Here is a 22263-nt window from a genome sequence, read left to right on the forward strand (position 1 = left end):
CAACCCGCTACGACAAACTCGCCGTACGCTACGAAGCCGTCATCGTCATCGCCGCGATCAACCAGTGGCTCAACGCCTTATGAAACAGGACCTAGATGAGAACCGTCATCAGATCTTCAAAGACTTCGGCATCGAGACGCGCCGAGCAAGCGCTGTCGTTCTGATCGGCCATCCAGCCGTCCAGTCGAACGTGCCGGAACAGCAGATCAATGAAGCGCTTCGGACATTCAACACGCACGTGAACCGGGTTGAGGTCATCACGTACAAGGAGCTCATCGACAACGCCAGACGCTCCCTCGGGGACCTCTGAGACATACTGGCTACGTCGTGGCTCAACGCCGGAGCGCCGGCGCGTCAGGCCGCTGAGTGGGCGTGGCACCGCGTGAATGAGCCTACGGTCGGGCGGGCCGGCGGCACTCTCGTCGAAGAGCTGCGCGTGGAAGCGGGAACGAAGGCTTCCACTTCATGGTCTCCACCACACCGGCAGCACCCTTGCCGCTCAATCCGGCGCGACTCTCCAAGACCTGGTGATCCGCATGGGCCACTCGTCCACAGGGGCGGAAGCGATCAAGGACCGGGGGAGTCGTATTCCTACCTGATGGCCCGATTTTCAGCCGCTGATCCGCAGCTGGAGTATCCGCCGGAGGGATCTCCTCGGGGATGATGTGTGTCGTGCCTGACCTGCTGTGGGATGACGTGAAGTGCCTCTTCGACCCCTATGTCAACGGAACGTTGCCCGACGTGGTCGTAGAAGGAACGACTGTCGAGGACTGGCAGGTACTGCTTGATCTCGTGCAGTCGCAGGGGTGGCGGTACGCCTACTCGCTGACTGGTGAGCCGATGGAGCTCACTTCGGCTGCTGACATGGTCGCCGCTGTCTCCGCCGTCGCCACGCCTGAGTTGAGAGTCTGGCCGATCCCTGAGGTCCTGATGATCTTCCGGGTGTATCAGGCTGAGACGATTGACTTCGATGTTGATCTCAGAGAACTGCAAGGGCAGGAGCGATTGGATGTGCTGGTGGTTGTCCTCCGCCTGATCGGGCAGCGTCTCGGGAAGGCTGTGCTGATGTCTCCGGAGGGTTCGCCTGGTCATCCGGATCTCGGGTTCGATGTCGAGGCTGGCCGGGTGGTACTGATGGCCGAACCGATTGGTCCGGGGTCAGTGATTGCTGAGCCTACGGATTGAAAGACCCTGAACGACTCTGAATGGCCTCGCATCGCAACTCGGAATGCAACTCTGGCGGCCCGCGAAAAAGTCCTGCGGGGCAACGAGGCATGTCGCTGACCTGACCGCCGAGCCATCTTCACGAGCTCCGCTTCAGACGCGGAAGAGTGCATAGGCCGTCCGCGGTCTTCAGTGGACAGCGTCATGCTCGATGAGTATCTTCTCCGGGGCCCGCCTCGGGTGGCGCCTGTTCGAAGACTGAACCGCAGCGGCAGCCCTGCCTCATCCGGAAACGGCGCCGCAGGCCCGGAGTCGCACCGCCCCGACCCAAGGAAGATGACCCGTGACCGACATCGTCCCGTTGCGCAGGAACGTGCGTTTCCAATTGCTGTGGATCGGCAGCGCGGTGTCTGAACTGGGGTCGGAGCTCACCAGACTGGCCATGCCGCTGCTGGTGCTCGCGCTCACCGGCTCCCCGGGATTGGCGGGCGTCGTTGCCGGAGCCCGCACCGTCGCCTTCCTTCTGGTTCAGATACCCGCCGGCGTCTGGGTGGATCGGTGGGACCGTCGCCGTACGCTGATATCCGCCCAGGGTCTCCAGGCTGTCGTCTCAGCGCTGCTGGCGGCACTGGTCCTCACCGACCAGGTGCAGATATGGCATTTCGTCACGCTGGCGGTACTCGACGCGCTGTGCGCCGCGTTCATCGAGCCGGTCCTGGGCACGGCCGTTCGCGGGATCGTCCCCACGAGCCAACTGCACAGCGCCTACGCACAAGAGGAGTCCCGCACCCATGCCGCCGGGCTGGCCGGCCCTCCGCTTGGTGGCCTGCTCTACGGCCTGGGGCGTGCGGTGCCCTTCGTCGTCGACACCATCACCTTCCTTGCCGCCACGATCTTCTACGCTCTGGCGAAGGTGCCGCGCCGCCCGGCGAACGAGTCCCGGACCTCCACACGAGAGGACGGCGAGGAGCAGCCCCCGATCCGGGGTGGCATGCGCCGGGAGGCGGTTGAGGCCATGACTTGGCTGTGGCGCCGGCGGGGCCTGAGGGAGGTCACTGCCGCGGTGATGGTCCTCAACCTGCTGGGCGGGGCATTTCTGATCCCGCTGATCGTGCTTGTCGGCGAACGCGGCGGCAGTGCGCTCACCACCGGCACAGTCCTGGCCGGCCTTGGCGTCGGCGGACTGGCCGGTGCGCTGCTGTCGGGACGCATCGGAAAGCTCCTCCCGCCCGGCATGCTGCTGTTGGTCGTCCTGACGGTCTTCGGCGCCGCACTGGCGGCCACGGCGCTGCCATGGGGAGCGTGGTGGCCAATGGTTCCCTTGGTGTTCATCACCCTGTCCACACCCTCGCTGAACGTGGTGTTGAACGTGGTGATCGCACGGATGGTGCCCGAAGAGATGCTCGGCCGGATGGGCGCGATCCTGAGCATGGGCAGCATGGCGCTCAAACCCTTCGGCCCGGTCCTCGGCGGAGCACTGGCTGCGGCACTGGGCGGCGCGGCGGCGCTCGTCATCCTGGGCGGTCTGATCGGCATGACCGCGGTCATAGCCGCGCTCAGCCGAGAGTTGCGCGGCTTCACCGGGGAAGTCACCCCAGCCGGACACGACGCCGTAGGGCCGGGCGCACATGCCGGGCAGGTGCCTGAATAGGCGCTGAAGACGCTCGAATGCCGGTCTCGTCATTCCCGGTCCCGAGAACGATCCCCGTCGGGAGCACCTGCCCTACCGGATCGCGATGTCGTGGCCCAGAACCCTGAGGAAGATCAAAGCCCAGGTGCCGACTCGATCGGTCTACCTGGGCTTCTCATGGGGGGCGGGTGACGGGAATCGAACGCGCGCTGTCAGCATGGGAACTGCATCGATCACGGCTTGATGAGGCGCCGAGCAGGGCAAGAGGCTGGTCATGCTCCCTGAGCTGTGAGAACGCTGCCCTGGGCGGATGCCGGTCCAATCCCCGTGAGTCCCCGTGACTCCACGGTGATCGCCGACCATACGGGCACGCACCTTCTGATCCGTAGGTCCCCGAACGATATCCAAGGCCATTCATGATCGTCCATCCCGGTGGCTCTCAACGTGGCACCTGCAACAAGCGGATGAAGGCGGAGCGGGACTCTGGCTGTGCGGTGCTTCGTGGCCTGCGGTGGAACACACATGCGATCGGACCAAGCCGCTTCCGATCCGCATGCTCAGGCCCGAAATCCTGTACGCCAGTAGCCTTGATCACCAGCCTGGGAACCCGCGACGACGCTGGTCACGGCGCTATTACGCCAAGCCCGGCGCCCCTGTGCAAGCCGTCCACCGTCCAGGCTCATGCGGCCGCGCACGACGAACAGGTCCCAAGTCCGCCTCATACCTGCGTGTTTCCCACCAACGGGTGAGCGCTCAGCCCCGCTGACCGGGACGTTCCACGATCACCGACGTCAGCAAAGCCGTGCTCCACACCGCTCCCTTGCGGGTGGCGGGGTTGCTGCTGCCGGGCATGAACGCATCGCGCAGCCAGACCGTCCGAGTTCCCAGGTAGCGGTAGGTGGCCGGATCCAGGATCTCGTATTGGCGGAAGGGCCGCGCATCGCCGGCGCGCTCCAGCCAGACGCCCAGCCCACTGCGACTGGCGGCGTCGCTCACACCCTGCTCGATCCGGACGCCGGGAATGAGCGCCAGAGCGCGGAACATGGCCGCCTCCAGCCGCGGTGGCATCGTGCCGTACCTGCTCAGGTAGAGCATGATCACGCGATAAGCGCGGGCGTCGGCGGGTTCGACGCTCTTGGGCACCCCCTCCTCGCGGGCCCCCTCGATCCAGTGACGATCACCTGTGATCTTGACCAGCAGCTTCCTCGGGTCAGTGGGCAGCTTGCGTAGCTTGGCGTCGTACTGCTGCGGCGACAGGTCGTCATCGCCGGGATCCAGCGGGTTGTGTTCCTTACCGACGGTGAGCTGGCCGTCCTCGCCGAAGGAGGCGGCCTGCCTGCCGTCATAGCGCAGCCATTGTTCCTGGGTCTTGGTCGTCTCTGAGTTCGGCTGCTTGTCCAGAGTCTTGGTGTAGTGCCACTGCGTCGGCAGCGGCACCTGGACGCTCCTGCGCCTGCTCGCCACATCGGCGGCGCGGACCAGCACCACGCTGGAGTCGAGCCGAACGACTGAGGGTGTAGCCGCCGGCCCCTGAGCAGGCGGTTGCGGCCATAGGGTTGCCACGGCGACCGAGGCGGCGGCCCCCAGAGCCCCGATCGCAAGCAGCCGGCGCCCCACTGATCGCCTGCGCCCCCGTATCCGCTCCAGCAGCCGCCGGCGCTCCGAGATGATCCACTCATGGCCGGGCTCGGGGACCTTGGCACGCCACTCGTGCAACGATCGCAGGTCATCCATCGAAAGACTCCTCTCTGGTCATCGCGGGGTCGGATCCGCCGAGCGCCTGGCGTGTCCTCGTCCTGGCTCGGTTCAGGCGGGATCTGACAGTGCCGATCGGGATATCCAGTGCACGGGCCACGTCCTGATATGACATGTCGGCCCAGGCCACGAGTAACAGCACCTCCCGATCTCCGGGTGACAGCTTTGCCAGCGCCGCCGCCAGACCGGCCTGCTGTGCGGCGACCCGGTCATCGACACGTTCGGCGTACGGCTCGACGATCTCGTCGATGCCGCTGCGGACCAGCGCCCGGTAGAACCGAACCTCCACACGTCTGTGTCGGCTGATGAGCCGAGCGGTGATGCCGTACAGCCAAGGCCGTGCGTCAGGATGGCTCATGTCATAGCGGCCACGGCGCCGAAAAGCGGTCAGAAAGGCGTCGGAGACGATGTCGTCGGCAAGAGAGGGGCCCAGCCGCCGGGCAACGTAACGCCTTAACGCGGGCGCGTGCCTGTCGAACAGGTCGGCGAAGGACTCCGGGTCGTGCTCCGACCGCCGTATCAGCTCGGCGTCGACAGCCCTGCCGGATTCGTCATCGGTCACATGGTGCTCCAATCCCTGAGCGGTGGTTCACCAGCTTTCGCCCGAGAGGGCGGCACGAGTTCGTGTCAGGGGACGTGATCTGCGTCACGCAGTGATCAGATCGCGACGCGACCCGCATGGGGTGATCAACCGGGCCGAGGAGCGGCTGCTGTTCATGAAGACGACGGCTGAGCGGTTCGACGAGCTGGCCGTTGCGATCCGGGAACTGCATCCGTACGAGGTGCCGCAGATCGTTGCCGTGCCGTTGGTCGCCGGGACGGCGGACTATCTGGACCAGATCAGGCGGGAGACGACCCCAGAGCCCGGTGTGTAGAGATCAGGTCGCCCAGGGGTTCGCGCGCGGCGGGATCACGCTGGCCGGCCAGCGCCTTCTCCACGTTGCCCAGGTGTTGCAGGCCCCATGTTGACTCGGTTCGCTGGGCTGCGTCCAGGGCGCGGCGGCACCTCAACCAGACAGAGCGGTTTTCCATCCTCCGCCAATGCTGTCCAGTCAGGTGTCTGCCGATCCCAGGGGCGGTCATACTCCGCTTGCAGCCCGGCCTGACGCAGCGCGGCTCCGGTGGCCATCTCGATATGAACGGGCCAATAGTGCTCATCCAGCCGGACGTTCCGGGCGAGGCGGTCAGCCTGCTTGACGGGTAGTTGATCAAGCTGTTCATCGAGTCAGGCTCGACGCAACATGAACTCGTCGCCTACAGCGTTGTCGTAGGTCAGGGCCCGCCCTTGTGGAGTCTTGCCGCCGTGGATACGTCGGTACTTCTCGACAAACTCCGGACCGAATCGCTTCGGCGAGGCGGAAACCGTGACCTTCTGCTGAGAAGGAGTTCTCTTCGAGCACCCAACAGAATGATGTACATCATCGTGCTGGTTTGCCAGTGAGGGATCTTGCGGTGACCACGTGATCACCAACTAGACACAGCATGTATAGCTTGCATATATAGTTGCGACCCGCCGGTATCCAGCGAGGAAAGACAGGGAAATCATCCTGATGAGCAGCCGCTTCGGGCCGATCGCAAAGCTCAGCGGTTGGTGGACATCCGCACTGCTGGCAGGCCTGGGATTCGGTGTCGTCACCAACCTTGCCCAGGGCTGGCTTCCAGGCGCCTGGAACCAGGTCGCCAACTCCGGTGCTGTCTGGTGTGTCCCAGCGTTCGTCGCTGGCGCCCTGCTTGCCGGCTGGGCGTCAGCGCGGTCAGCCGCCGTCGCCGGCCTGTGTGCCTCGATCGGCCTGGTCGTCGGGTATTACGGGTACGCGGAGTTCGGCCGTGACGGCATGGGCAGCCTCACCTATCCGCTGGTGTGGCTTGTGATGGCGGTCATCAGCGGCCCGTTGTTCGGTGTGGCTGGGCTGTGGTGGTGGAACGGACGCACCATCCGTAACCGTGTCATAGGGCTCGCCGCGCTGGGAGGTGTCTTCGGGATGGAAGGCATCCTCTATGCCTTCGTCCTGCACTACGCTCCGCAGGCATGGGCCTGTCTGGCCGTCCTGGTCCTTGTACCGCTGGTGATGGCACGTCGGCAAAGAGAGCGGATGCCGACCCTGCTGACGGCCCTGGCCCTCGCGCCACTGGCGTACTTGGTCGTCGGATTCCCACTTCAGTACGTGACGACATGAGGTGGATCGCAGACCGCAGGCACAGTGGGGCCGGTCTCCTGGCCGACCACGCGTTTCACTTGGCCAGGGGTTCTTAGAGGGATCCGTCAACTGCTGTCCGGCAGGATCGACACATGACCGTGTGGAGAACCGCAGGCGTTGGAACCACAACATCCATTACCACCCCCGCATCCTGCGCACTATCCCTGATGGTCCCCAGCACGCCCTCGACGTTAGGTTGCGGCGAGGGCATGGTCGCCCGCGAACTGCGACGGACCGTGCCGAGCGTTGTCCGCCGAGATGTTGCCTGGCTCGGCTCCCTGTCTGTTCTGGCACGGATCTGGCACGCGATCAAAGTCGTGATCTCTCCTTGTCCCCGAAACCAGGGCCCATCACTCGGTCGGTGGCCTCGGCCAGTCCACGGCCGGGCACGCCGCTGCTCCTGATGCGAGGCAGTGGTGGAGCTCGCGAGCGTCGAGCCATGCCTGGTGAGCGGCGTAGATCCTGCGCAGTCCGTCGTGCTCCTCACTTAATGCCAGAAAGTCATCCAGGCATTGCAGCAGCGTCTCGACGGCGCGGGCGTCAGTGTCGGCATCCATGTCGCGCGCACTCTTCGGGCCCTCCGGCTCGGTCAGACGCAGAACGAGGCCCCACCAGACCAGGTTGTCCCCACACCCGACACGGGTCACCAGCCATTCCCGGAAGCCGGTGAGCAGGGTGCCCGCGTTTCCCTGATCACAGCCTGCGACAAACGCAACGACGCTGGTGAAATCCGCCCGAGGCAGATACATAAGTGGCCGCTTACGGAGCGCGGAGAACAGCTCCCGGTAGCTCCCGATCACCAACCGCTTCACCGCCTGTGTGTCTGTCTTCCTGCTTGCCGATTCTGCCCTACCGGGCCTGTGGTGCAATTTGACTACGCCCGCCGACGAATGAAGGCCATTGGAACGCAGGTCAATGTGCTGATGGCAATCAGGGCTAAGCAGGGTAGAGCGTCGATTCGAATGTTCATCTCCGGCTGGTAGGTACTCATGTACCACTCGTCCAACGCAGCCAGGAACCAGGCGGCTGCCGGCCACAGGAGATAGTGGGCGTGCCGCTGCGTGCGTCGAAACGCCAAGCACAAGGCGACGAAGATGGCTCCACCCAGCGTTAGGGGGATGGTCTGATACCGCATTCCGATCAGGTGGTCCACGTGAAGACCTCAGTACGTAGGGTGTGAAGCTCCGCCACTATAGATTTGTTGCGGCCCGCGCGCACCTTCCCCGCTTGACGCTCCTATGTGCAAGGGCGTTGCGCGGAGTTTCGTCTTGAGCCGTGCTTGTCGGAGGACAAGGCGAGGTAGGCGGCGCCAGCCGAGTTCAGGACGTTGGTCCATTCAGGATGGTCGAGATACGCGTTGTCCGGAGCGGTTGGGCCGAGGTCATCGAGTACGTGCAAGAGGGCGTCGACCACCGTCTGCACGAGATCGGCTTCTCGTTGATCGAAGAAGAGATGGGGGATCAGGGCTCGTGCGCCGTGTTGGTCGATGGAGGTGTCGTCGATGAGCCAGTGCACGGCAGCGGTGAGGTCAGGCCGTCCTGTCCCGGATCGCCAGTGTTGGTCCTGGTAGTCGCGGTCACTCAGGGCTCGCAGTGATTCGAGCACGTCCTTGCGTCGCTCTGGCCACTGCACGGGCTGTTGGCCCGGATGTTCTTCCTCCACGGACGCCAAGCTACTGGAGGGCCTGTCGATGTCGCGTTGCCCAGGCGCTCCCCCATTGCGGTACCTGGGCGTTCTCCTCTTCGAGTCATTCCTTGCTGCCGTGGGCGGCATCCGGGTTACAGGATGCAAGCATTCGTGAGCGTTTTCCGATCAGGGCGTAGCTTCCGTGGGTCCTGATTGGGTGCGTCGGAGTCCCGGCTCGGCGACCCTCTGCTTGGTGCGCCTGACTGGTCACTGCGCAGTCAGGCCACCCTCGCGGACCAAATGCATTGATCGACAAGGCATTGCGACGGAGCGTGCCGGGCACATCGTCAACCTCTGAGCAAGCTCGTGGAGGAAGCGAAGACGCAGGCCGCGCGGCGGGGAGTTCGAGGGGCGGTAGCCCCTCGCCATCTGGCTAAGCCTCAGGAAGGCAGTCCGAGCGAAGCGAGGCCGGTCAGGGGTGGGCATCGGCAGCCCACCGGGTAACCAGGCAACGGGGGGTGGCGTCTGCCGGGGGAGCCCTCAAAGAGGCGGAATGCTGAGGATTTGGAGCGGGTGACGGGAATCGAACCCGCGCGGAACTGCATCGACCACGGCTTGATGAGGGTCTGAGCTGCGCAGGAACCTGGTCATGAGTGACCGTGATTGACCGCTCGTCACCCCTCTTAATGGCCCGCTAATGGCCCGACCGGCCGGGGGCGTGACCTGCGTAGATAGCGCGAGTTGGTGCACTGTGTTGCAGCGTCCCTTGATGCTCGACAGGGTGAGGCTCATGATCGAGATCGACGGCGCTTTCTACCGCATCAGCAAGCCCGGCTTCGAGATGCTGATCCCACGCTGGGAAGGGTACGCCCCCGAAACTGCTGACGAAGCCGACGCGACCATCACACTTCCTGACGGCACTCGTCGGTACGCGACGTTCATGACGCTCGGCGTCGTCAGCAAGATCATGGATCGTCAGCGGGACACAGGCGAGTGCCTCAGTGGCCGGTACTTCTGGTGCTCCGATCTGATCGTCATCCGTGACCCCGGTTTCGACTCGATGATCGCTGCGGTGGAGGACATGATCGCGCTGGGAGAAATCGACGAAGCATGTGCCCTCCTTCCGTCACTCGACGAGGAGGACGTGGATCGGTAGGTGGATGGCTAACCGGGGATCCACCAGCAGTAGAGCAGTTGCCCGCTCTCCTTGGCGCGCCGTGCCAGCGTGACGAACTCCTTGACGAGATCGAGCACATCGTCACTCTCATCGAAACTGGAGAGAGGTTCAATCGTCCATCGCTGGGCCACTTCGGGAAGGCGGGCGTCGTCCAGCTCGGCCAGGGCGTCGCGGGCGCTCACTGGCAATTCCTCGATCTCGGGTCCCTCGCGGTAGGGGGAGTCCTCCGGAAGAGCCAGCCATTCGTCTTCGGTCGCCGGTCTGCCGTCGATCGGGGGGTACAAGGTAACTGTCTCGACCAGGTCGTTCGAGTAGGGGACGCCCTTGATGACGGCCACAAGGCTGCCCAGGGATCCGTTTGGATCGACCCATTTGGTTTCGACGACATCGAATTCCGGAGCGTCGGGGAGGGGTCTGTGTGATGCCCGTAGCTCGTTTGGCCGCCAGGTGGCCGTGGCGCGATCGGGGGCACGGTAGTAGTCGTGCATGGCGCTCATGCATGTGCTCCTGTGGACGAGGGCATGATCGTGAATCGGGCCGATGACAGGTTATGGGTACGGGGATGCGGGTGGAAGTACGGGCAGGTGGCCGCTACCCCGTGAGCAGGTGCTGAGGAACGAAGCACCGGATCGTCGATCGCCCCCAGCCACTACATGAGGCCGGCCCACACCTGGCGATCGTAGGGCTGCATCTGTGCGGCGGCGTGGCAACCCCGGCCGCGCCGTTCGGTTGGTACGGCGGGGCCGGCGGCGAGCATGCCGCCGAACGCCCGGTGCTTTCCGTGGCCCAGGTCTTCGAGCTGGCTGGCCGGGTGGGCCTGCGGCCGATCGGCAACGTGCGCAAGGTCAAGGACGGGTCTATCGGCTGCGCTTCCAACGGCACGGCGAGATGCGCACGCATCCTGAGATCTTCATCACTCGCGCGGAAGCCGAACGGGCGCTGTGGAAGATGGGGACGGGCGGCAAAGCGGACTCCACGCAGGATCGCCGGTTCCGTGCCATGGTCCTGCTGGCCACCTTCGCGAGCCTGCGTTGGGGCGAGGTCAGTGCGCTACGCCGGATGGACGTGGACCTCGACGCGCGTACGGTCCGGGTACGGGTGGCCTTCGTGGAGCGCTCGTCCGGCGGCCTGGTGCTCGGCCCGCCCAAGTCGAAAGCGGGACGGCGAACCGTGGGCATCCCGCAGAGCATCATCCCGATCCTGCGCGAGCACATGGACACCTATGTCAAGGACGAGCCGGGATCACTCATGTTCCCCGGGGCCAAGGGCGGACCGATCCGTCGCAGCGGCTTCGACAGCCGTACCCGATGGGTCGATGTGGTGTCCGACATGGGCCTGCCCGGGCTGCACTTCCACGACCTGAGGCACACGGGCAACATGCTCGCCGCCGAGTCGGGCGCGGGCCTCAAGGACCTCATGGCTCGCGGCCCGTGATGGCGACGAGGGGGGCGGGGCGCTGGGGCCCACAGGATGATCAACGGCTAATGGCCCGCTAATGGCCCACGAAGATCGAACACCGTCGCAAACAATCAGGCCCAGGGTCCGGGGATTCCGTCCTACCTGGGCCTGAAGCATGAGAGCGGGTGACGGGAATCGAACCCGCGCTGTCAGCTTGGGAAGCTGATGTTCTGCCATTGAACTACACCCGCACGAACCGAAGTACGCGTCCCCACTGTAGCGGAAACTTGCCCCCCAACAGCAAACCCAACGCCCCACCTTTTCCGGCCGGGACGGTAAGTTGGCTCACCGTGTTGCTATCTGACCGTGACATCCTTGCTGAGATCGACTCCGGCCGGCTCGCCCTAGACCCCTTCCACCAGGACATGATCCAGCCGTCCAGCATCGACGTACGGCTCGACCGCTACTTCCGTGTCTTCGAGAACCACAAGTACCCCCATATCGACCCCTCCGTGGAGCAGCCGGATCTCACGCGGATGGTCGAGCCGGCCGGTGACGAGCCGTTCATCCTGCATCCGGGGGAGTTCGTGCTGGCCTCCACCTATGAGGTGATCACGCTTCCCGACGACCTGGCCTCGCGGCTGGAGGGGAAGAGCTCGCTCGGACGGCTGGGCCTGCTGACGCACTCCACCGCCGGGTTCATCGATCCCGGTTTCAGTGGGCACGTCACGCTTGAGCTGTCCAACGTGGCGACCTTGCCCATCAAGCTGTGGCCGGGGATGAAGATCGGGCAGTTGTGCGTGTTCCGGCTCAGCTCGCCCGCCGAGCACCCGTACGGATCGGCCAAGTACGAGTCCCGGTATCAGGGGCAGCGGGGCCCGACTCCGTCCCGGTCGTTCAGGAACTTCCACCGGACGAAGATTTGAGTGAACAACAGGTGAACATTTAGCGAACGTCGCGGAAGGATGAGCCCTCCGCACACCCCACAACAGGCCACGTCACCGGCCGGATTTCCCTGCAAAAAGCGGCCAAACTACTCCGGACGCCGGTGTCGCACAACATACGCAGGGTAGCCAGAAGGCGAAGGGGACATGAAGTTCGCATTTCGCCTGGTAACCCGTACCCTCTTCCACGGACCATCCCCGCACATCTGGAGAACGACGTGCGCCTGCGTCTCACGCCACGTGAGGACAGCTACTACGACCTGTTCGCCGACTCCGCGAACAACCTGGTCACGGCATCCCGTCTGCTGGTCGAGATCATCAGTGACGGATCGGACAGGGAAGCCCTGGCCGAGAAGATGCGCGCCTGCGAGCACGCCGGTGACGAACGCACCCATGCGATCATGAACCGGCTCAACGAGAGCTTCATCACTCCGTTCGACCGTGAGGACATCTACCGCCTCGCCTCCAACCTCGACGACGTGATGGACGCGATGGAGGCCGCCTCCGACCTCATCGTCCTCTACCAGATCGACCATCTCCCCAAAGACGTGGTCCGGCAGGTCGAGGTCCTGGAACGCGCCGCCGAGCTGACCGCCGAGGCGATGCCCCGGCTACGTTCCATGAAGAACCTCAACGAGTACTGGATCGAGGTCAACCGCCTGGAGAACCAGGGTGACCAGGTCTATCGCAGGCTGCTGGCCAAGCTGTTCAGCGGCGAGTACGACGCGCTCACCGTCATGAAGATGAAGGAGGTCGTCGACGCCCTGGAGGAGGCCGCCGACGCCTTCGAGCACGTGGCCAACACCGTCGAGTCGATCGCGGTCAAGGAAAGCTAGGCCCAGTGGACCTCACGCTCGCCCTCGTCATCGGCGTGGTCGTCATCTCCCTGGCCTTCGACTACACCAACGGGTTCCACGACGCGGCGAACGCCATCGCGACCTCCGTCTCGACCCGGGCGCTCACCCCCAGGGCCGCGCTGTTCATGGCCGCGGCGATGAACTTCATCGGCGCCCACCTGGGCACTCAGGTGGCCCAGACCGTCGGAAAAGGGATCATCGACGCTCCCAACGGTCCACACGGCCTGGTCGTCGTGGCCGCGGCGCTCATCGGCGCGATCGTCTGGAACCTGATCACCTGGTACTTCGGGCTGCCCTCCTCCTCCAGTCACGCGCTCATCGGCGGCCTGGTGGGCTCCGCGCTGGCCTCGGCCAGCGTGGTGCACTGGGACGGCGTCGTCGAGAAGGTCGTCATCCCGATGATCCTGTCGCCGCTGATCGGGTTCAGCCTCGCCGCGCTGATCATGATCGCAATTTACTGGATCTTCCGCAACAGCCAGCCGGGCAGGACCAACCGCGGCTTCCGCTACGCGCAGACCGTCTCGGCCGCCGCCATGGCGCTCGGGCACGGCCTGCAGGACGCGCAGAAGACGATGGGCGTCATCTTCCTGGCGCTCACGGTCGGCGGGTACGCCAGCCCCGGCGAGGGGATCCCGCAGTGGGTCATCCTGAGCGCCGCCGGTGCGATCTCGCTCGGCACGTACGCCGGCGGGTGGCGCATCATGCGCACGCTCGGCCGGCGGATCATCGCGCTCGACCCGCCCCAGGGGTTCGCCGCCGAGTCGGCCGCGGCCACCGTCCTGTACGGAGCCGCGATCGGGTTCGGCGCGCCGATCTCCACCACCCACACCATCACCACGGCGATCATGGGCGTCGGCGCGACCAAGCGGCTGAGCGCCGTGCGGTGGGGCGTGGCCGGCAACATCGTGACCGCCTGGGTGCTCACCATCCCGGCGGCGGCCCTCGTGGCGGCGCTGGCCTACGGCGTCCTCCACCTGATGGTGGAGTAGGGCCTGATGGTGAGTCGGGCCTGACGGTGGAGTGGGGCGCCGGTGGCTGTCCGTCGGCGTCCATCAGCCGGGAGCTATCCGCCGGCGTACATCACGTCCACGTCCCAGCGGGCGAAGCCCAGGGACTCGTACAGCCTGATCGCGGCCGTGTTGGCCTCGTCCACGTAGAGCATCGCGTGGGCGAGGCCGCGCGAGCGCAGGTGGGTCAGTCCGGCCAGGGTGAGCGCCCGGCCCAGGCCGGTGCCCTGCTGAGAGGGGTCGACGCCCACGACGTAGACCTCGCCGAGCGGCTCGTGGCCGTGCTCGGACGAGCCGTGGATCTTGGTCCAGTGGAAGCCGGCGAGCCGGTCGCCGCGGACGGCCAGGAAGAAGCCCTCGGGGTCGAACCAGGGCTCGCGCTCGCGCCGGTGCAGGTCGTCGAGCGTCCAGGCGCCCTGCTCGGGGTGGTGGGCGAAGGCGGCGGAGTTCACCTTGAGCCACGCCTCCTCGTCCTGGCCCGGGACGAACGTGCGCAGCTCCACACCTTCCGGAAGCGTGTAGGGCGGCAGCGGGGCGAACAGCGAGCGGCGCATCTGCCACAGCGAGCGCACCCGGTCGAAGCCGAACGACGCGGCCAGCGCCCCGGCGCCGGCGTGGTCGCCGTGCGCCCACAGCCGCACCCTGCCGCCGGTCAGCTCCAGCACGGCCCGCAGCAGCCGCGTCCCGTGGCCTTGTCGCCGGTAGGCGGGATGGATGACCAGCTCCGCGCTCGGCCCCTCGACCTCGTCGGTCGGGTCGACGTGCGCGTAGCCCGCGGGCGCGCCGTCGTCGGCGTGCAGCAGCAATGAGCGGGCACGGGGGTCGCCGCCGTACCGGAGATGGAGCATCACGTGCTCGTTGAGCGGGCGGACCCCGTCCGTCTCGGTCGCCGCCTCGACGATGCGGAGAACCTGGGAGACCTCGTCGTCGTCGAGCCGTTCGCAGATCTTCACATGTGCACCCACATAAGGAACTCTAGGCGTACCAATGGCGAACAATGCCATGGGCTGCCCCGGTCAATCGTTACCTTTGCGACATTCGTTGCATAGGGAGACGTCGTAACGTCCCTCTCATGACGTCACGCACCCTCCTCCGGCTGTGCACGGCCGGCGCCGCCACCGCGGCCGGGATCGCCCTGGCCATGGCGCCCGCGGTCGCCGCGACCAGCGGCTCGGCCGGTCGCGGAACCGGCCACGGCGGGCCGACCGTCCCGGTCCGCCTGCTGAGCATCAACGACCTGCACGGCAACCTCGAACCGCCGTCGGGCTCCTCCAGCCGCATCCTCGACCCGGACGGCCCCCTCGTCGACGCCGACGGCTCGCTGACCGGGCTGCCCGGCGGCAAGTACTCGATCGCCGGCGGCGCGTCGTACCTGGCGACGTACGTCAAGCAGGCGCGTACCGAGAACACGCTGCTCGTGGCGGCGGGCGACCTGATCGGCGCGTCCCCGCTGATCTCGGCCGCCTACCACGACGAGCCCACCCTGGAGGTGCTCGGCTCGCTCGGCCTCAACGCCACCGCGGCCGGCAACCACGAGTTCGACGAGGGGTACGCCGAGCTGCAGCGCCTCATGAACGGCGGCTGCCACCCGGTGGACGGCTGCTCGCCCGCCGGCCAGTGGAAGGGCACGGACTTCGACTTCCTCGCCGCCAACGTCCTCAAGGAGGGCTCCGGCCAGTACGCCCTGCCGCCGTTCTACGTCAAGAAGATCAACGGCGTGCAGGTGGGCTTCATCGGCCTGGTGACGGCGACCACGCCGACCATCGTCACCGCCGAGGGCATCAAGGGCCTGCAGTTCACCGAGGAGGTCGCGGCGGCGAACCGGGCCTCGGCCTACCTGGCGCGCAGGGGCGTCAAGGCGCAGGTCGTCCTGATGCACGAGGGCGACTCGACCACCCCGAACCAGAGCCCGGACGCATGCTCGGCGAACACCGCCAACGCCGGCTCGCGCATCGCCAGGGAGCTGAACCCGCAGATCGACCTGGTCATCAGCGGCCACTCGCACCAGGCCTACATCTGCAAGACCAAGGACCCGGCGGGCCAGGACCGCTACTACACGCAGGGCTCGTCGTTCGGCCGCGTGCTGACCCAGATCGACCTGCGGGTCGACAAGCGCACCCGGGACGTGGTCCGCTCCTCGGTCACCGCGGACAACAAGGTCGTCGCCCGTACGGTCACCCCGGACCCGCAGGTCGAGGCGCAGGTCCAGACATGGCGGACGCGCAGCGCCGAAGTGGCCAACCGCAAGATCGGCTCGATCACCGGTGACATCACCAACGTCGTCACCAACACCTCGGCCGCGACCACCAGGCCGGAGACGCCGCTCGGCGACCTCATCGCCGACTCCCAGCTGGAGGCGGCCAAGCCGGCGGGCGCCGAGATCGCGCTGATGAACCCGGGCGGCATCCGCACCTCGCTGACGTACGCGCAGTCGGGGGCCGAGGGCGACGGCGTCGTCACCTACGGCGAGGCGTTCGCCGTCCAGCCGTTCAGCAACATCGTGCAGGTGCGCACGTACACGGGCGCGCAGCTCAAGGCGCTGCTGGAGCAGCAGGTCTGGACGCCCAACCCGGCGACGGGCGCGATCAACCACCGGCTGCTCCAGGTGTCGTCGTCGCTGACCTACACCTTCGACACCACCAAGCCGGTGGGGTCGCGCGTGTCGGACATCAAGCTCAACGGCGCCCCCGTCACGGACGCGCAGTCGATCAAGATCGCCGCGAACAACTTCCTGATGGGCGGCGGTGACGGCTTCTCGGTGTTCACGCAGAGCACGGACACGTGGAGCGGACCGGTCGACCTCGACGCGTTCACGGCGTACCTGACCGCGCACTCGCCGATCAGCCCGTCGGCGGCCGACCGCATCACGATGATCAAGTGATCTCCGGGCCGGAGGTCCCGCCGTGCGGGCCCTCCGGCCCTTCCGGACAGAACGCGACGGCGTGCGTCCGGACAGAGCGCGACGGCGTGCGTCCGGACGCCAGGACGCGGTGCGGTGAGCCGGACGTCAGGACCCGGTGCGGTGAGCCGTACGTCAGGACCGGTGCGGTGAGCCGGCGGGGCGTTCCTGTTCGCGGTACAGGGGCAGGCAGGCCACCAGGCGGGCGCCCGGCTCGTGGTCGGCGACCTTCAGTGTGCCGCCGTGCGAGGCGCAGATCTCGCGGGACAGCGGCAGGCCGAGCCCGCTGCCGCCCTTCTCCTTCCGGCGGGCGTCCTCCAGCCGGGTGAAGCGTTCGAAGACGCGCTCGCGGTCGGCGGGCGGGATGCCGTCGCCGTCGTCGGTGACCGAGACGTAGACGTGGTCGCCCTCCACCGACACCTTGAGGTCGATCCGGTGCGCGGCGTGCCGGGTGGCGTTGTCCAGCAGGTTCGTCAGCAGCCGGTCGAGCTGGACGGGCGAGCCGAGGACGGGCGCGTGGGCGCACACGTCCACGACGATGGGGATCCTGCCGCCCTCGCGGCGGCGCACCTGCTCCTCGGCCAGGCGGCACATGTCGACGACGCGGCGGTCGGGGATGGCGCCGGCGTCCAGGCGGGCCAGCAGGAGCAGCTCGTCGATGATCCCGGTGAGGCGTTCGGCGGCGGCCAGGGCGCGGGCGCCGGTGGCGGGCCAGTCGGTCTCGTCGGGGTAGGCGTTGGCGACCTCCAGCTGGGTGCGCAGGGCGGAGATGGGGCTGCGCAGCTCGTGGGAGGCGTCGGCGACGAAGCGGCGCTGGGTCTCGGCCGAGCGTTCGAGACGGTCCAGGGTGTGGTTGGTGGTGGCGGCCAGGTCGGTGATCTCGTCACCGGTGTCGGGGACGGGCACGCGCCGGCTCAGGTCGCGGCCGGTGATCTCGGCGAGCTCGGCGCGGATGCGCTCGACCGGGCGCAGCGCGGAGGCGACCACGACCCAGGTGATGCCGGCGACGAGCACCAGGGCGATGGGCGTGCCGAGGAACACCGTGGCGTTCAGCCAGGACAGCGCCCGGTTGACGTCGCTGAGCGAGGAGGCGCCGTACACCGTGACGAGCCGGCCGTCGGGGGTGCGCACCTTCATCGCCATGATCAGGTACTGGGCCTCCTTCTCGTCCCTGAGGCCGGTGAGCGTGCTTTCGGCGCTGTAGAGGGTCTCCGGCTTGTCCACCCGCATGCCGGACAGCCGCTGGCCGTGGTGCAGGCCGGGGCTGGTGGCCAGCACGCGTCCGTCGGCGTCGACCACCTGCAGGAGCTGCACCCGGGCCGGGGCCTCCAGCGACGCGGGCAGCTGCCCGGCGCGGGCCTCGCTGGCCACCCGGCGGACGGCCAGCTCCACCCGGGTCTCCACCAGCCCGTGCAGGTTGTCCGGCCCGAGGGTGAGGGCGAGCGCGCCCGTGACGGCCAGGACCACTGCCGCCACCAATGTCGCGAGCGTGGTCAGGCGCCCGCGGATCGAGCGGGGAAAGAGCCTTTTCGCCATCCCCTGAGACCTACCCATGGAGACCTGAACGGGGAAAAGTCCGGATCGAGATTCGGCAAGCGGCCCGCAAAGAGGGGTGTCCCGCCGGGCCGGCCCGGCGTGGCGCTCGAATAGTGGATCACGTGGGAGGCGCCACGGGCAGGCCGCCGGTCCTCGCCGGGCGGCTGCCGCGACACATGGGCGAGGTGATCGATCTGTGCCGCATCATCACCACCTGAGCGGGTTCTGGGCCGCGCCGGCGCTCGTCGTGTTGGTGACGTACGTGGTGCTGGCCGGGCGGACGGCGTGGAGCCGGTGGCGTACCGCGAGCTTCGCGGGTGGCTGCGCGCTGGTGACCGTGGCGCTCACCGACCCCGTCGCCGCGCTGGCCGCGACCGACTTCCGCGGCCACGTGCTCCAGCACCTGCTGATCGGCATCGCGGCGCCCCTGTTCCTGGCCCTGGGCGCGCCGGTGACGCTGCTGCTGCGCTCGCTGCCGGTCGCGCAGGCCCGCCGCCTGACCCTGGCGCTCCGCGGGCCCGCCGTCCACCTGCCGGCCAACCCGTGGACCGCGCTGGCGCTCAGCGCCGGCGGCATGGCGGCCCTGTCCTGCACGCCCCTGTACGGGCTCGTCCCCGCGCCGCCGGTGCACGCGTACCTCCTGCTGACCGGTTACCTGTTCGCCTGGGTCGTCGCCGGGCCCGACCCCGCGCCGCGCCGCCCGCCGGTGCCGGTGCGGCTGGCCGTGGTCGGGGTGGCGGTCGCCGTGCACGCGGGGCTGTCCCAGGTGATGTACGCCGGATGGCTGGACCTGCCGGTGCCGTCCGACCAGCTCAGGGGCGCGGCGGAGATCATGTTCTACGGCGGGGGCGCCGCGGAGCTGCTGCTCGCCCTGGCCCTGGCGGCGTCCTGGCGGGCCCGGCGCACTCCCGAGCACGCCGGCGTCGAGCTGCTCGCCCCCGGGCTGACCGTCCGGGTGCCGGGGGAGCCCGAGCCCGTCCGGCGGGTCCGCGTCCCCGACCGCGAGCCGGCGAGGACCCGCGGCCCGCTCACCCCCGCCGAGTACGGCGACGAGGACGATCCGGACCCCGCCGACCTGTAACCGCCCGGCAGCAGCCCGGTCAGTGGGCGGCGCGGGAGCGGAAGAGGTCGTAGAGGGCGGCGGCCAGCGCCATGACCACGAACCCCAGCACCACCCACAGGCCGTGCCGGAAGGCCGTCGGCCAGCCCTGCGGCAGCGAGCCGAAGAACGCCGAGCCCGCCGCCGCGATGCCGATCGCCGACCCGAGCCGCTGCCCGGTCTGCAGCACCCCGGCGGCACTGCCGCCACCGGCGGGCGGCACCTCCGACAACGTGATCGCCTGGTTGGGCGAGATCACCAGGCCGCTGCCGATGCCCGCGACCAGCAGCGGCAGCGCGGTCGCCGCGCCCACGCCGGCCCCCGGCACCAGCAGCGTCGCCACCATGGTCGCCAGCAGGCCCGCGATCACCGTCCCGAGCCCCACCGCGACCAGCTTCCTGCCCGCCCGGCCCACGAGCCTGCCGCCCACCACCGACGACCCGGCCGACCCCAGCGCGAACGGCGTGATCGACAACCCGGCCAGCAGCGCGCTGTAGCCCTCGCCGCTCTGCAGGTACAGGGTGAAGGCGAAGAAGATCCCGGTGAACCCGGCGAAGTAGAACAGGGCGATGGCCGACCCGAGGCTGTAGGACCGCCTGGCGAACAGCGACAGGTCCACCAGCGGCTCCCTGCGGTACAGCCGTTCCCAGAGCACGAACCCGGCCAGCACGAGCAGCGCGGCCGGCACGAGCAGCCACTTGGCCTCGCCCTTCCACTGGTGCTGCTGGATGAACGGCAGCAGCAGCGTCGCCACGCCCACGCCGAGCAGCAGCACGCCGACCGGGTCCATGCTCTCCCGCCGCCCGGCGCGCACCGGCCCGGGGGCGGGCTCGGGCAGCCACTTCCAGGCCAGCGGCAGCAGCGCGATCCCGATGGGCAGGTTCACCAGGAACACCCACCGCCAGCCCTGCGCGGCCCCGAACCCGGTGACCAGCGCGCCGCCGATCAGCGGCCCGGCGGCGGTGGCCACGCCGATGGTCGCACCGAGCGCGCCGAAGGCCCGGCCGCGTTCGTGGCCCAGGAACATCTGCTGGATCAGGCCGGACACCTGCGGGTTCAGCATCCCGGCCGCCATGCCCTGCACGAGCCGGGCCGCGATCAGCACCGGCATGCTCCAGGCGAAGCCGCAGGCCGCGCTGGCCGCCGTGAACAGCACCACGCCCCACATGAACAGCGTCCTGCGGCTCCTGGCGTCGCCCATCCGCCCGGCCGGGACCAGCAGCAGGCCGAACGTGAGCGCGTAGCCGGACAGCGTCCACTGCAGGCCGTCGTCCGAGGCGTGCAGGCCCGCGCGGATGGAGGGCAGGGCGACGTTGACGATGCTCACGTCCAGGCCCGACATGAACGCCGCGACCAGGCACACGCCCAGTGCCCGCCTGCGCGTGTCGGAACCGGGTGCCTGCATCGCGACCTCTCTGCGGAACAGCGGCAGCGATCATGATTCCCCCCAGGCTGGGAAATATCGTCCTAGGCGGACAATGATTTCTTTGCCGGGCCCCCGCGAAGGAGCAAGTGATCATGGACACGATGGCCGTGGAGCGGAACGGCATCAACGCCGTCCCCGACAGCGAGCGGCGGGGAAGACCGTCCGACCTGTTCTGGCCCTGGGCGGGGGCGAACCTGTCCCTGTTCGGGGTGGCGTTCGGCGTGTACGTCGTCGGGCTCGGCCTCGGCGTCGTCCCCGCCGTCGTGACCGGCGCGGTCGGGTACGCGTTGTCGTTCCTGCTGGTCGGCCTGGTCGCCGTCGCGGGCAGCCGGTCCGGCGTGCCGACGATGACGCTGGGCCGGGCGCCCTTCGGGTACCAGGGCAACAAGCTGCCCGCGGCGTTGTCGTACGTGTCGAACGTGGGCTGGGAGATCGTGCTCGTCACGCTCTCCGCGCAGAGCGGGGCCGCCATCCTGCGCCGCGTGGCGCCCGGGATCCCCGAGACGACCGCCACCGCCGGCTGCTTCGCCGTCGCGGCGCTGGTCGTGATCGCCGTCGGCGTGTACGGCCACGCCATGATCATGGTCGTCCAGCGTTACCTGACGTACGCGTTCGTCGTGCTGACCGTCGTCTACCTGATCCTCATGCTGCCCAAGCTGGGCGGCTCGCTGGAGACGACGGCGGGCCCCGGCGGCTGGGTGGGCGGCGTCATCCTCTCCATGACCCTGCTCGGCCTCGGCTGGGTCAACTGCGGCGCCGACTACTCCCGTTACCTGCCCGCCGGCTCCCGGCCCAGGTCGGTGGCCCTGTGGACGACGCTGGGCGGCGCGCTGCCGCCGATGGTGCTGCTGGTGTTCGGCGTGCTGCTGGCGGGCGGCGACCCGAAGCTGGCCGAGGCGGCGGGCGGCGATCCGGTGGGCGCGCTGGCGGCGGCGTTGCCGACCTGGTTCCTGCTGCCGTACCTGCTGACCGCGATCGGCGGCTTCCTGGCCGGGGCCATCATGGACATCTACTCGTCGGGGTTGTCGATGCTGGCGCTCGGCGTGCCGGTCAGACGGCACCTGGCGGTGCTGATCGACGGGCTCCTCATGGTGCTCGGCGGCTACTACCTGCTGTTCGTCTCCGACAACTTCTTCGGCACCTTCCAGGCGTTCCTGGCGATCATCGGCGTGGTGATGGCCGCCTGGGTGGCGATCTTCCTGGTGGACATGTGGCGGCTGCGGGACGGCGGCCGCGCCTACGACGAGCGCCTGCTGCGTCCCGGCGCGCCCGCCCTCAACCCGGCCGGGCTGGTCTCCCTGGTGGTCGCCTCGGTCGTGGGCGTCGGCCTGATCACGTCCGCGGACGAGCACATCGCGGCGGTCGTCGGGTTCCTGATGAGCGACGAGCTGCGGAACAGCACGTTCGGGGCGGCCAACATCGGCGTGGTCATCGCGCTGCTGCTGGCCGGGGTGTTGTACTTCGTGCTCACCCTGCGCCGCCGCTGACCTTCTCAGCACCCTGCGCCGCCGCTGACCTTCTCAGCGCCGAGAAGCTTCCGTTACTGT

22 protein-coding genes and 1 tRNA gene are annotated in these 22263 nt (G+C 67.9%); 13 read left to right on the forward strand and 10 right to left on the reverse strand.

Annotated elements, in window-relative coordinates; genetic code table 11:
* The 3 genes from ACIBQ6_RS50180 to ACIBQ6_RS50190 form a co-directional block, all read left to right on the forward strand.
* A partial coding sequence (locus ACIBQ6_RS50180; protein ID WP_397219564.1) for a Shedu anti-phage system protein SduA domain-containing protein occupies positions 1-310 on the forward strand: 310 nt, incomplete at its 5' end.
* A gap of 362 nt (positions 311-672) precedes the next feature.
* The gene (locus ACIBQ6_RS50185; RefSeq protein WP_397219565.1) at positions 673-1185 is read left to right on the forward strand and encodes a hypothetical protein; all 513 of its coding nucleotides are present in this window, start codon (positions 673-675) and stop codon (positions 1183-1185) included.
* A 322-nt stretch (positions 1186-1507) separates the two neighbouring features.
* Positions 1508-2815, forward strand: coding sequence for an MFS transporter (locus ACIBQ6_RS50190; protein WP_397219566.1), 1308 nt, complete (start codon positions 1508-1510; stop codon positions 2813-2815).
* 732 nt (positions 2816-3547) lie between these two features.
* Here ACIBQ6_RS50190 and ACIBQ6_RS50195 read toward each other — a convergent pair.
* A complete protein-coding gene (locus ACIBQ6_RS50195; protein ID WP_397219567.1) occupies positions 3548-4528 on the reverse strand; it encodes a CU044_5270 family protein in 981 nt (326 codons plus the stop codon).
* Positions 4521-5111, reverse strand: coding sequence for an RNA polymerase sigma factor (locus tag ACIBQ6_RS50200; RefSeq protein WP_306861939.1), 591 nt, complete (start codon positions 5109-5111; stop codon positions 4521-4523). The genes ACIBQ6_RS50195 and ACIBQ6_RS50200 overlap by 8 nt, the downstream gene beginning before the upstream one ends.
* Positions 5112-5202: 91 nt before the next feature.
* Between ACIBQ6_RS50200 and cutA the strand changes: the two genes are divergently transcribed.
* Positions 5203-5424 (forward strand): divalent-cation tolerance protein CutA, encoded by a 222-nt coding sequence (gene cutA / locus ACIBQ6_RS50205; protein ID WP_397219568.1) that lies wholly within the window; start codon positions 5203-5205, stop codon positions 5422-5424.
* A 675-nt stretch (positions 5425-6099) separates the two neighbouring features.
* A complete protein-coding gene (locus ACIBQ6_RS50210) occupies positions 6100-6726 on the forward strand; it encodes a DUF6518 family protein (RefSeq protein WP_397219569.1) in 627 nt (208 codons plus the stop codon).
* Positions 6727-7097: 371 nt separating this feature from the next.
* Here ACIBQ6_RS50210 and ACIBQ6_RS50215 read toward each other — a convergent pair whose 3' ends face one another.
* The 3 genes from ACIBQ6_RS50215 to ACIBQ6_RS50225 form a co-directional block, all read right to left on the reverse strand.
* Positions 7098-7559 (reverse strand): hypothetical protein, encoded by a 462-nt coding sequence (locus ACIBQ6_RS50215; protein ID WP_397219570.1) that lies wholly within the window; start codon positions 7557-7559, stop codon positions 7098-7100.
* A gap of 62 nt (positions 7560-7621) precedes the next feature.
* Positions 7622-7900, reverse strand: coding sequence for a hypothetical protein (locus ACIBQ6_RS50220; protein ID WP_397219571.1), 279 nt, complete (start codon positions 7898-7900; stop codon positions 7622-7624).
* Positions 7901-7983: 83 nt separating this feature from the next.
* Complete coding sequence (locus ACIBQ6_RS50225; RefSeq protein ID WP_397219572.1) at positions 7984-8409, reverse strand: hypothetical protein; 426 nt, start codon at positions 8407-8409, stop codon at positions 7984-7986.
* Positions 8410-9163: 754 nt separating this feature from the next.
* Between ACIBQ6_RS50225 and ACIBQ6_RS50230 the strand changes: the two genes are divergently transcribed.
* Positions 9164-9529: a hypothetical protein gene (locus ACIBQ6_RS50230; protein ID WP_397219573.1), complete on the forward strand. Its 366-nt coding sequence runs from the start codon at positions 9164-9166 to the stop codon at positions 9527-9529.
* An 8-nt stretch (positions 9530-9537) separates the two neighbouring features.
* Here the strand turns inward: ACIBQ6_RS50230 and ACIBQ6_RS50235 are convergent, their stop codons facing one another.
* A complete protein-coding gene (locus tag ACIBQ6_RS50235; protein ID WP_397219574.1) occupies positions 9538-10047 on the reverse strand; it encodes a hypothetical protein in 510 nt (169 codons plus the stop codon).
* 391 nt (positions 10048-10438) lie between these two features.
* Between ACIBQ6_RS50235 and ACIBQ6_RS50240 the strand changes: the two genes are divergently transcribed.
* Positions 10439-10984 (forward strand): site-specific integrase, encoded by a 546-nt coding sequence (locus tag ACIBQ6_RS50240; protein WP_397219575.1) that lies wholly within the window; start codon positions 10439-10441, stop codon positions 10982-10984.
* Positions 10985-11128: 144 nt separating this feature from the next.
* On the opposite strand, the gene ACIBQ6_RS50245 is transcribed toward ACIBQ6_RS50240, so the two are convergent.
* A tRNA-Gly gene (locus ACIBQ6_RS50245) sits at positions 11129-11199 on the reverse strand.
* Between the two features lie 99 nt (positions 11200-11298).
* Here ACIBQ6_RS50245 and dcd point away from each other — a divergent pair.
* The 3 genes from dcd (at position 11299) to ACIBQ6_RS50260 (ending at position 13738) form a co-directional block, all read left to right on the forward strand.
* Positions 11299-11874, forward strand: a complete 576-nt coding sequence (gene dcd, locus ACIBQ6_RS50250) for a dCTP deaminase (protein WP_358289490.1) — start codon at positions 11299-11301, stop codon at positions 11872-11874.
* Positions 11875-12110: 236 nt separating this feature from the next.
* Complete coding sequence (locus ACIBQ6_RS50255; protein ID WP_106243913.1) at positions 12111-12728, forward strand: DUF47 domain-containing protein; 618 nt, start codon at positions 12111-12113, stop codon at positions 12726-12728.
* Between the two features lie 5 nt (positions 12729-12733).
* The gene (locus ACIBQ6_RS50260) at positions 12734-13738 is read left to right on the forward strand and encodes an inorganic phosphate transporter (RefSeq protein ID WP_358289487.1); all 1005 of its coding nucleotides are present in this window, start codon (positions 12734-12736) and stop codon (positions 13736-13738) included.
* A gap of 74 nt (positions 13739-13812) precedes the next feature.
* Here ACIBQ6_RS50260 and mshD read toward each other — a convergent pair whose 3' ends face one another.
* A complete protein-coding gene (mshD, locus tag ACIBQ6_RS50265; RefSeq protein WP_387679533.1) occupies positions 13813-14721 on the reverse strand; it encodes a mycothiol synthase in 909 nt (302 codons plus the stop codon).
* Between the two features lie 107 nt (positions 14722-14828).
* Here mshD and ACIBQ6_RS50270 point away from each other — a divergent pair, with 107 nt between their 5' ends.
* Positions 14829-16637 carry a bifunctional metallophosphatase/5'-nucleotidase gene (locus ACIBQ6_RS50270; RefSeq protein ID WP_397219576.1) on the forward strand — a complete coding sequence of 603 codons (1809 nt, stop codon included), beginning with the start codon at positions 14829-14831 and terminating at the stop codon, positions 16635-16637.
* A gap of 153 nt (positions 16638-16790) precedes the next feature.
* On the opposite strand, the gene ACIBQ6_RS50275 is transcribed toward ACIBQ6_RS50270, so the two are convergent.
* A complete protein-coding gene (locus tag ACIBQ6_RS50275; RefSeq protein ID WP_397219577.1) occupies positions 16791-18191 on the reverse strand; it encodes a sensor histidine kinase in 1401 nt (466 codons plus the stop codon).
* A 196-nt stretch (positions 18192-18387) separates the two neighbouring features.
* Between ACIBQ6_RS50275 and ACIBQ6_RS50280 the strand changes: the two genes are divergently transcribed.
* Positions 18388-19272, forward strand: a complete 885-nt coding sequence (locus ACIBQ6_RS50280) for a cytochrome c oxidase assembly protein (protein WP_397219578.1) — start codon at positions 18388-18390, stop codon at positions 19270-19272.
* 19 nt (positions 19273-19291) lie between these two features.
* Here ACIBQ6_RS50280 and ACIBQ6_RS50285 read toward each other — a convergent pair whose 3' ends face one another.
* Positions 19292-20695, reverse strand: a complete 1404-nt coding sequence (locus tag ACIBQ6_RS50285) for an MFS transporter (RefSeq protein ID WP_397219579.1) — start codon at positions 20693-20695, stop codon at positions 19292-19294.
* A 113-nt stretch (positions 20696-20808) separates the two neighbouring features.
* On the opposite strand from ACIBQ6_RS50285, the gene ACIBQ6_RS50290 reads away from it, so the two are divergent.
* Positions 20809-22203 carry a cytosine permease gene (locus ACIBQ6_RS50290; RefSeq protein ID WP_358289472.1) on the forward strand — a complete coding sequence of 465 codons (1395 nt, stop codon included), beginning with the start codon at positions 20809-20811 and terminating at the stop codon, positions 22201-22203.
* The last annotated feature ends 60 nt before the right edge of the window (positions 22204-22263 follow it).

It is taken from the genome of Nonomuraea sp. NPDC049655 (assembly GCF_044465465.1).
Classification (GTDB): domain Bacteria; phylum Actinomycetota; class Actinomycetes; order Streptosporangiales; family Streptosporangiaceae; genus Nonomuraea.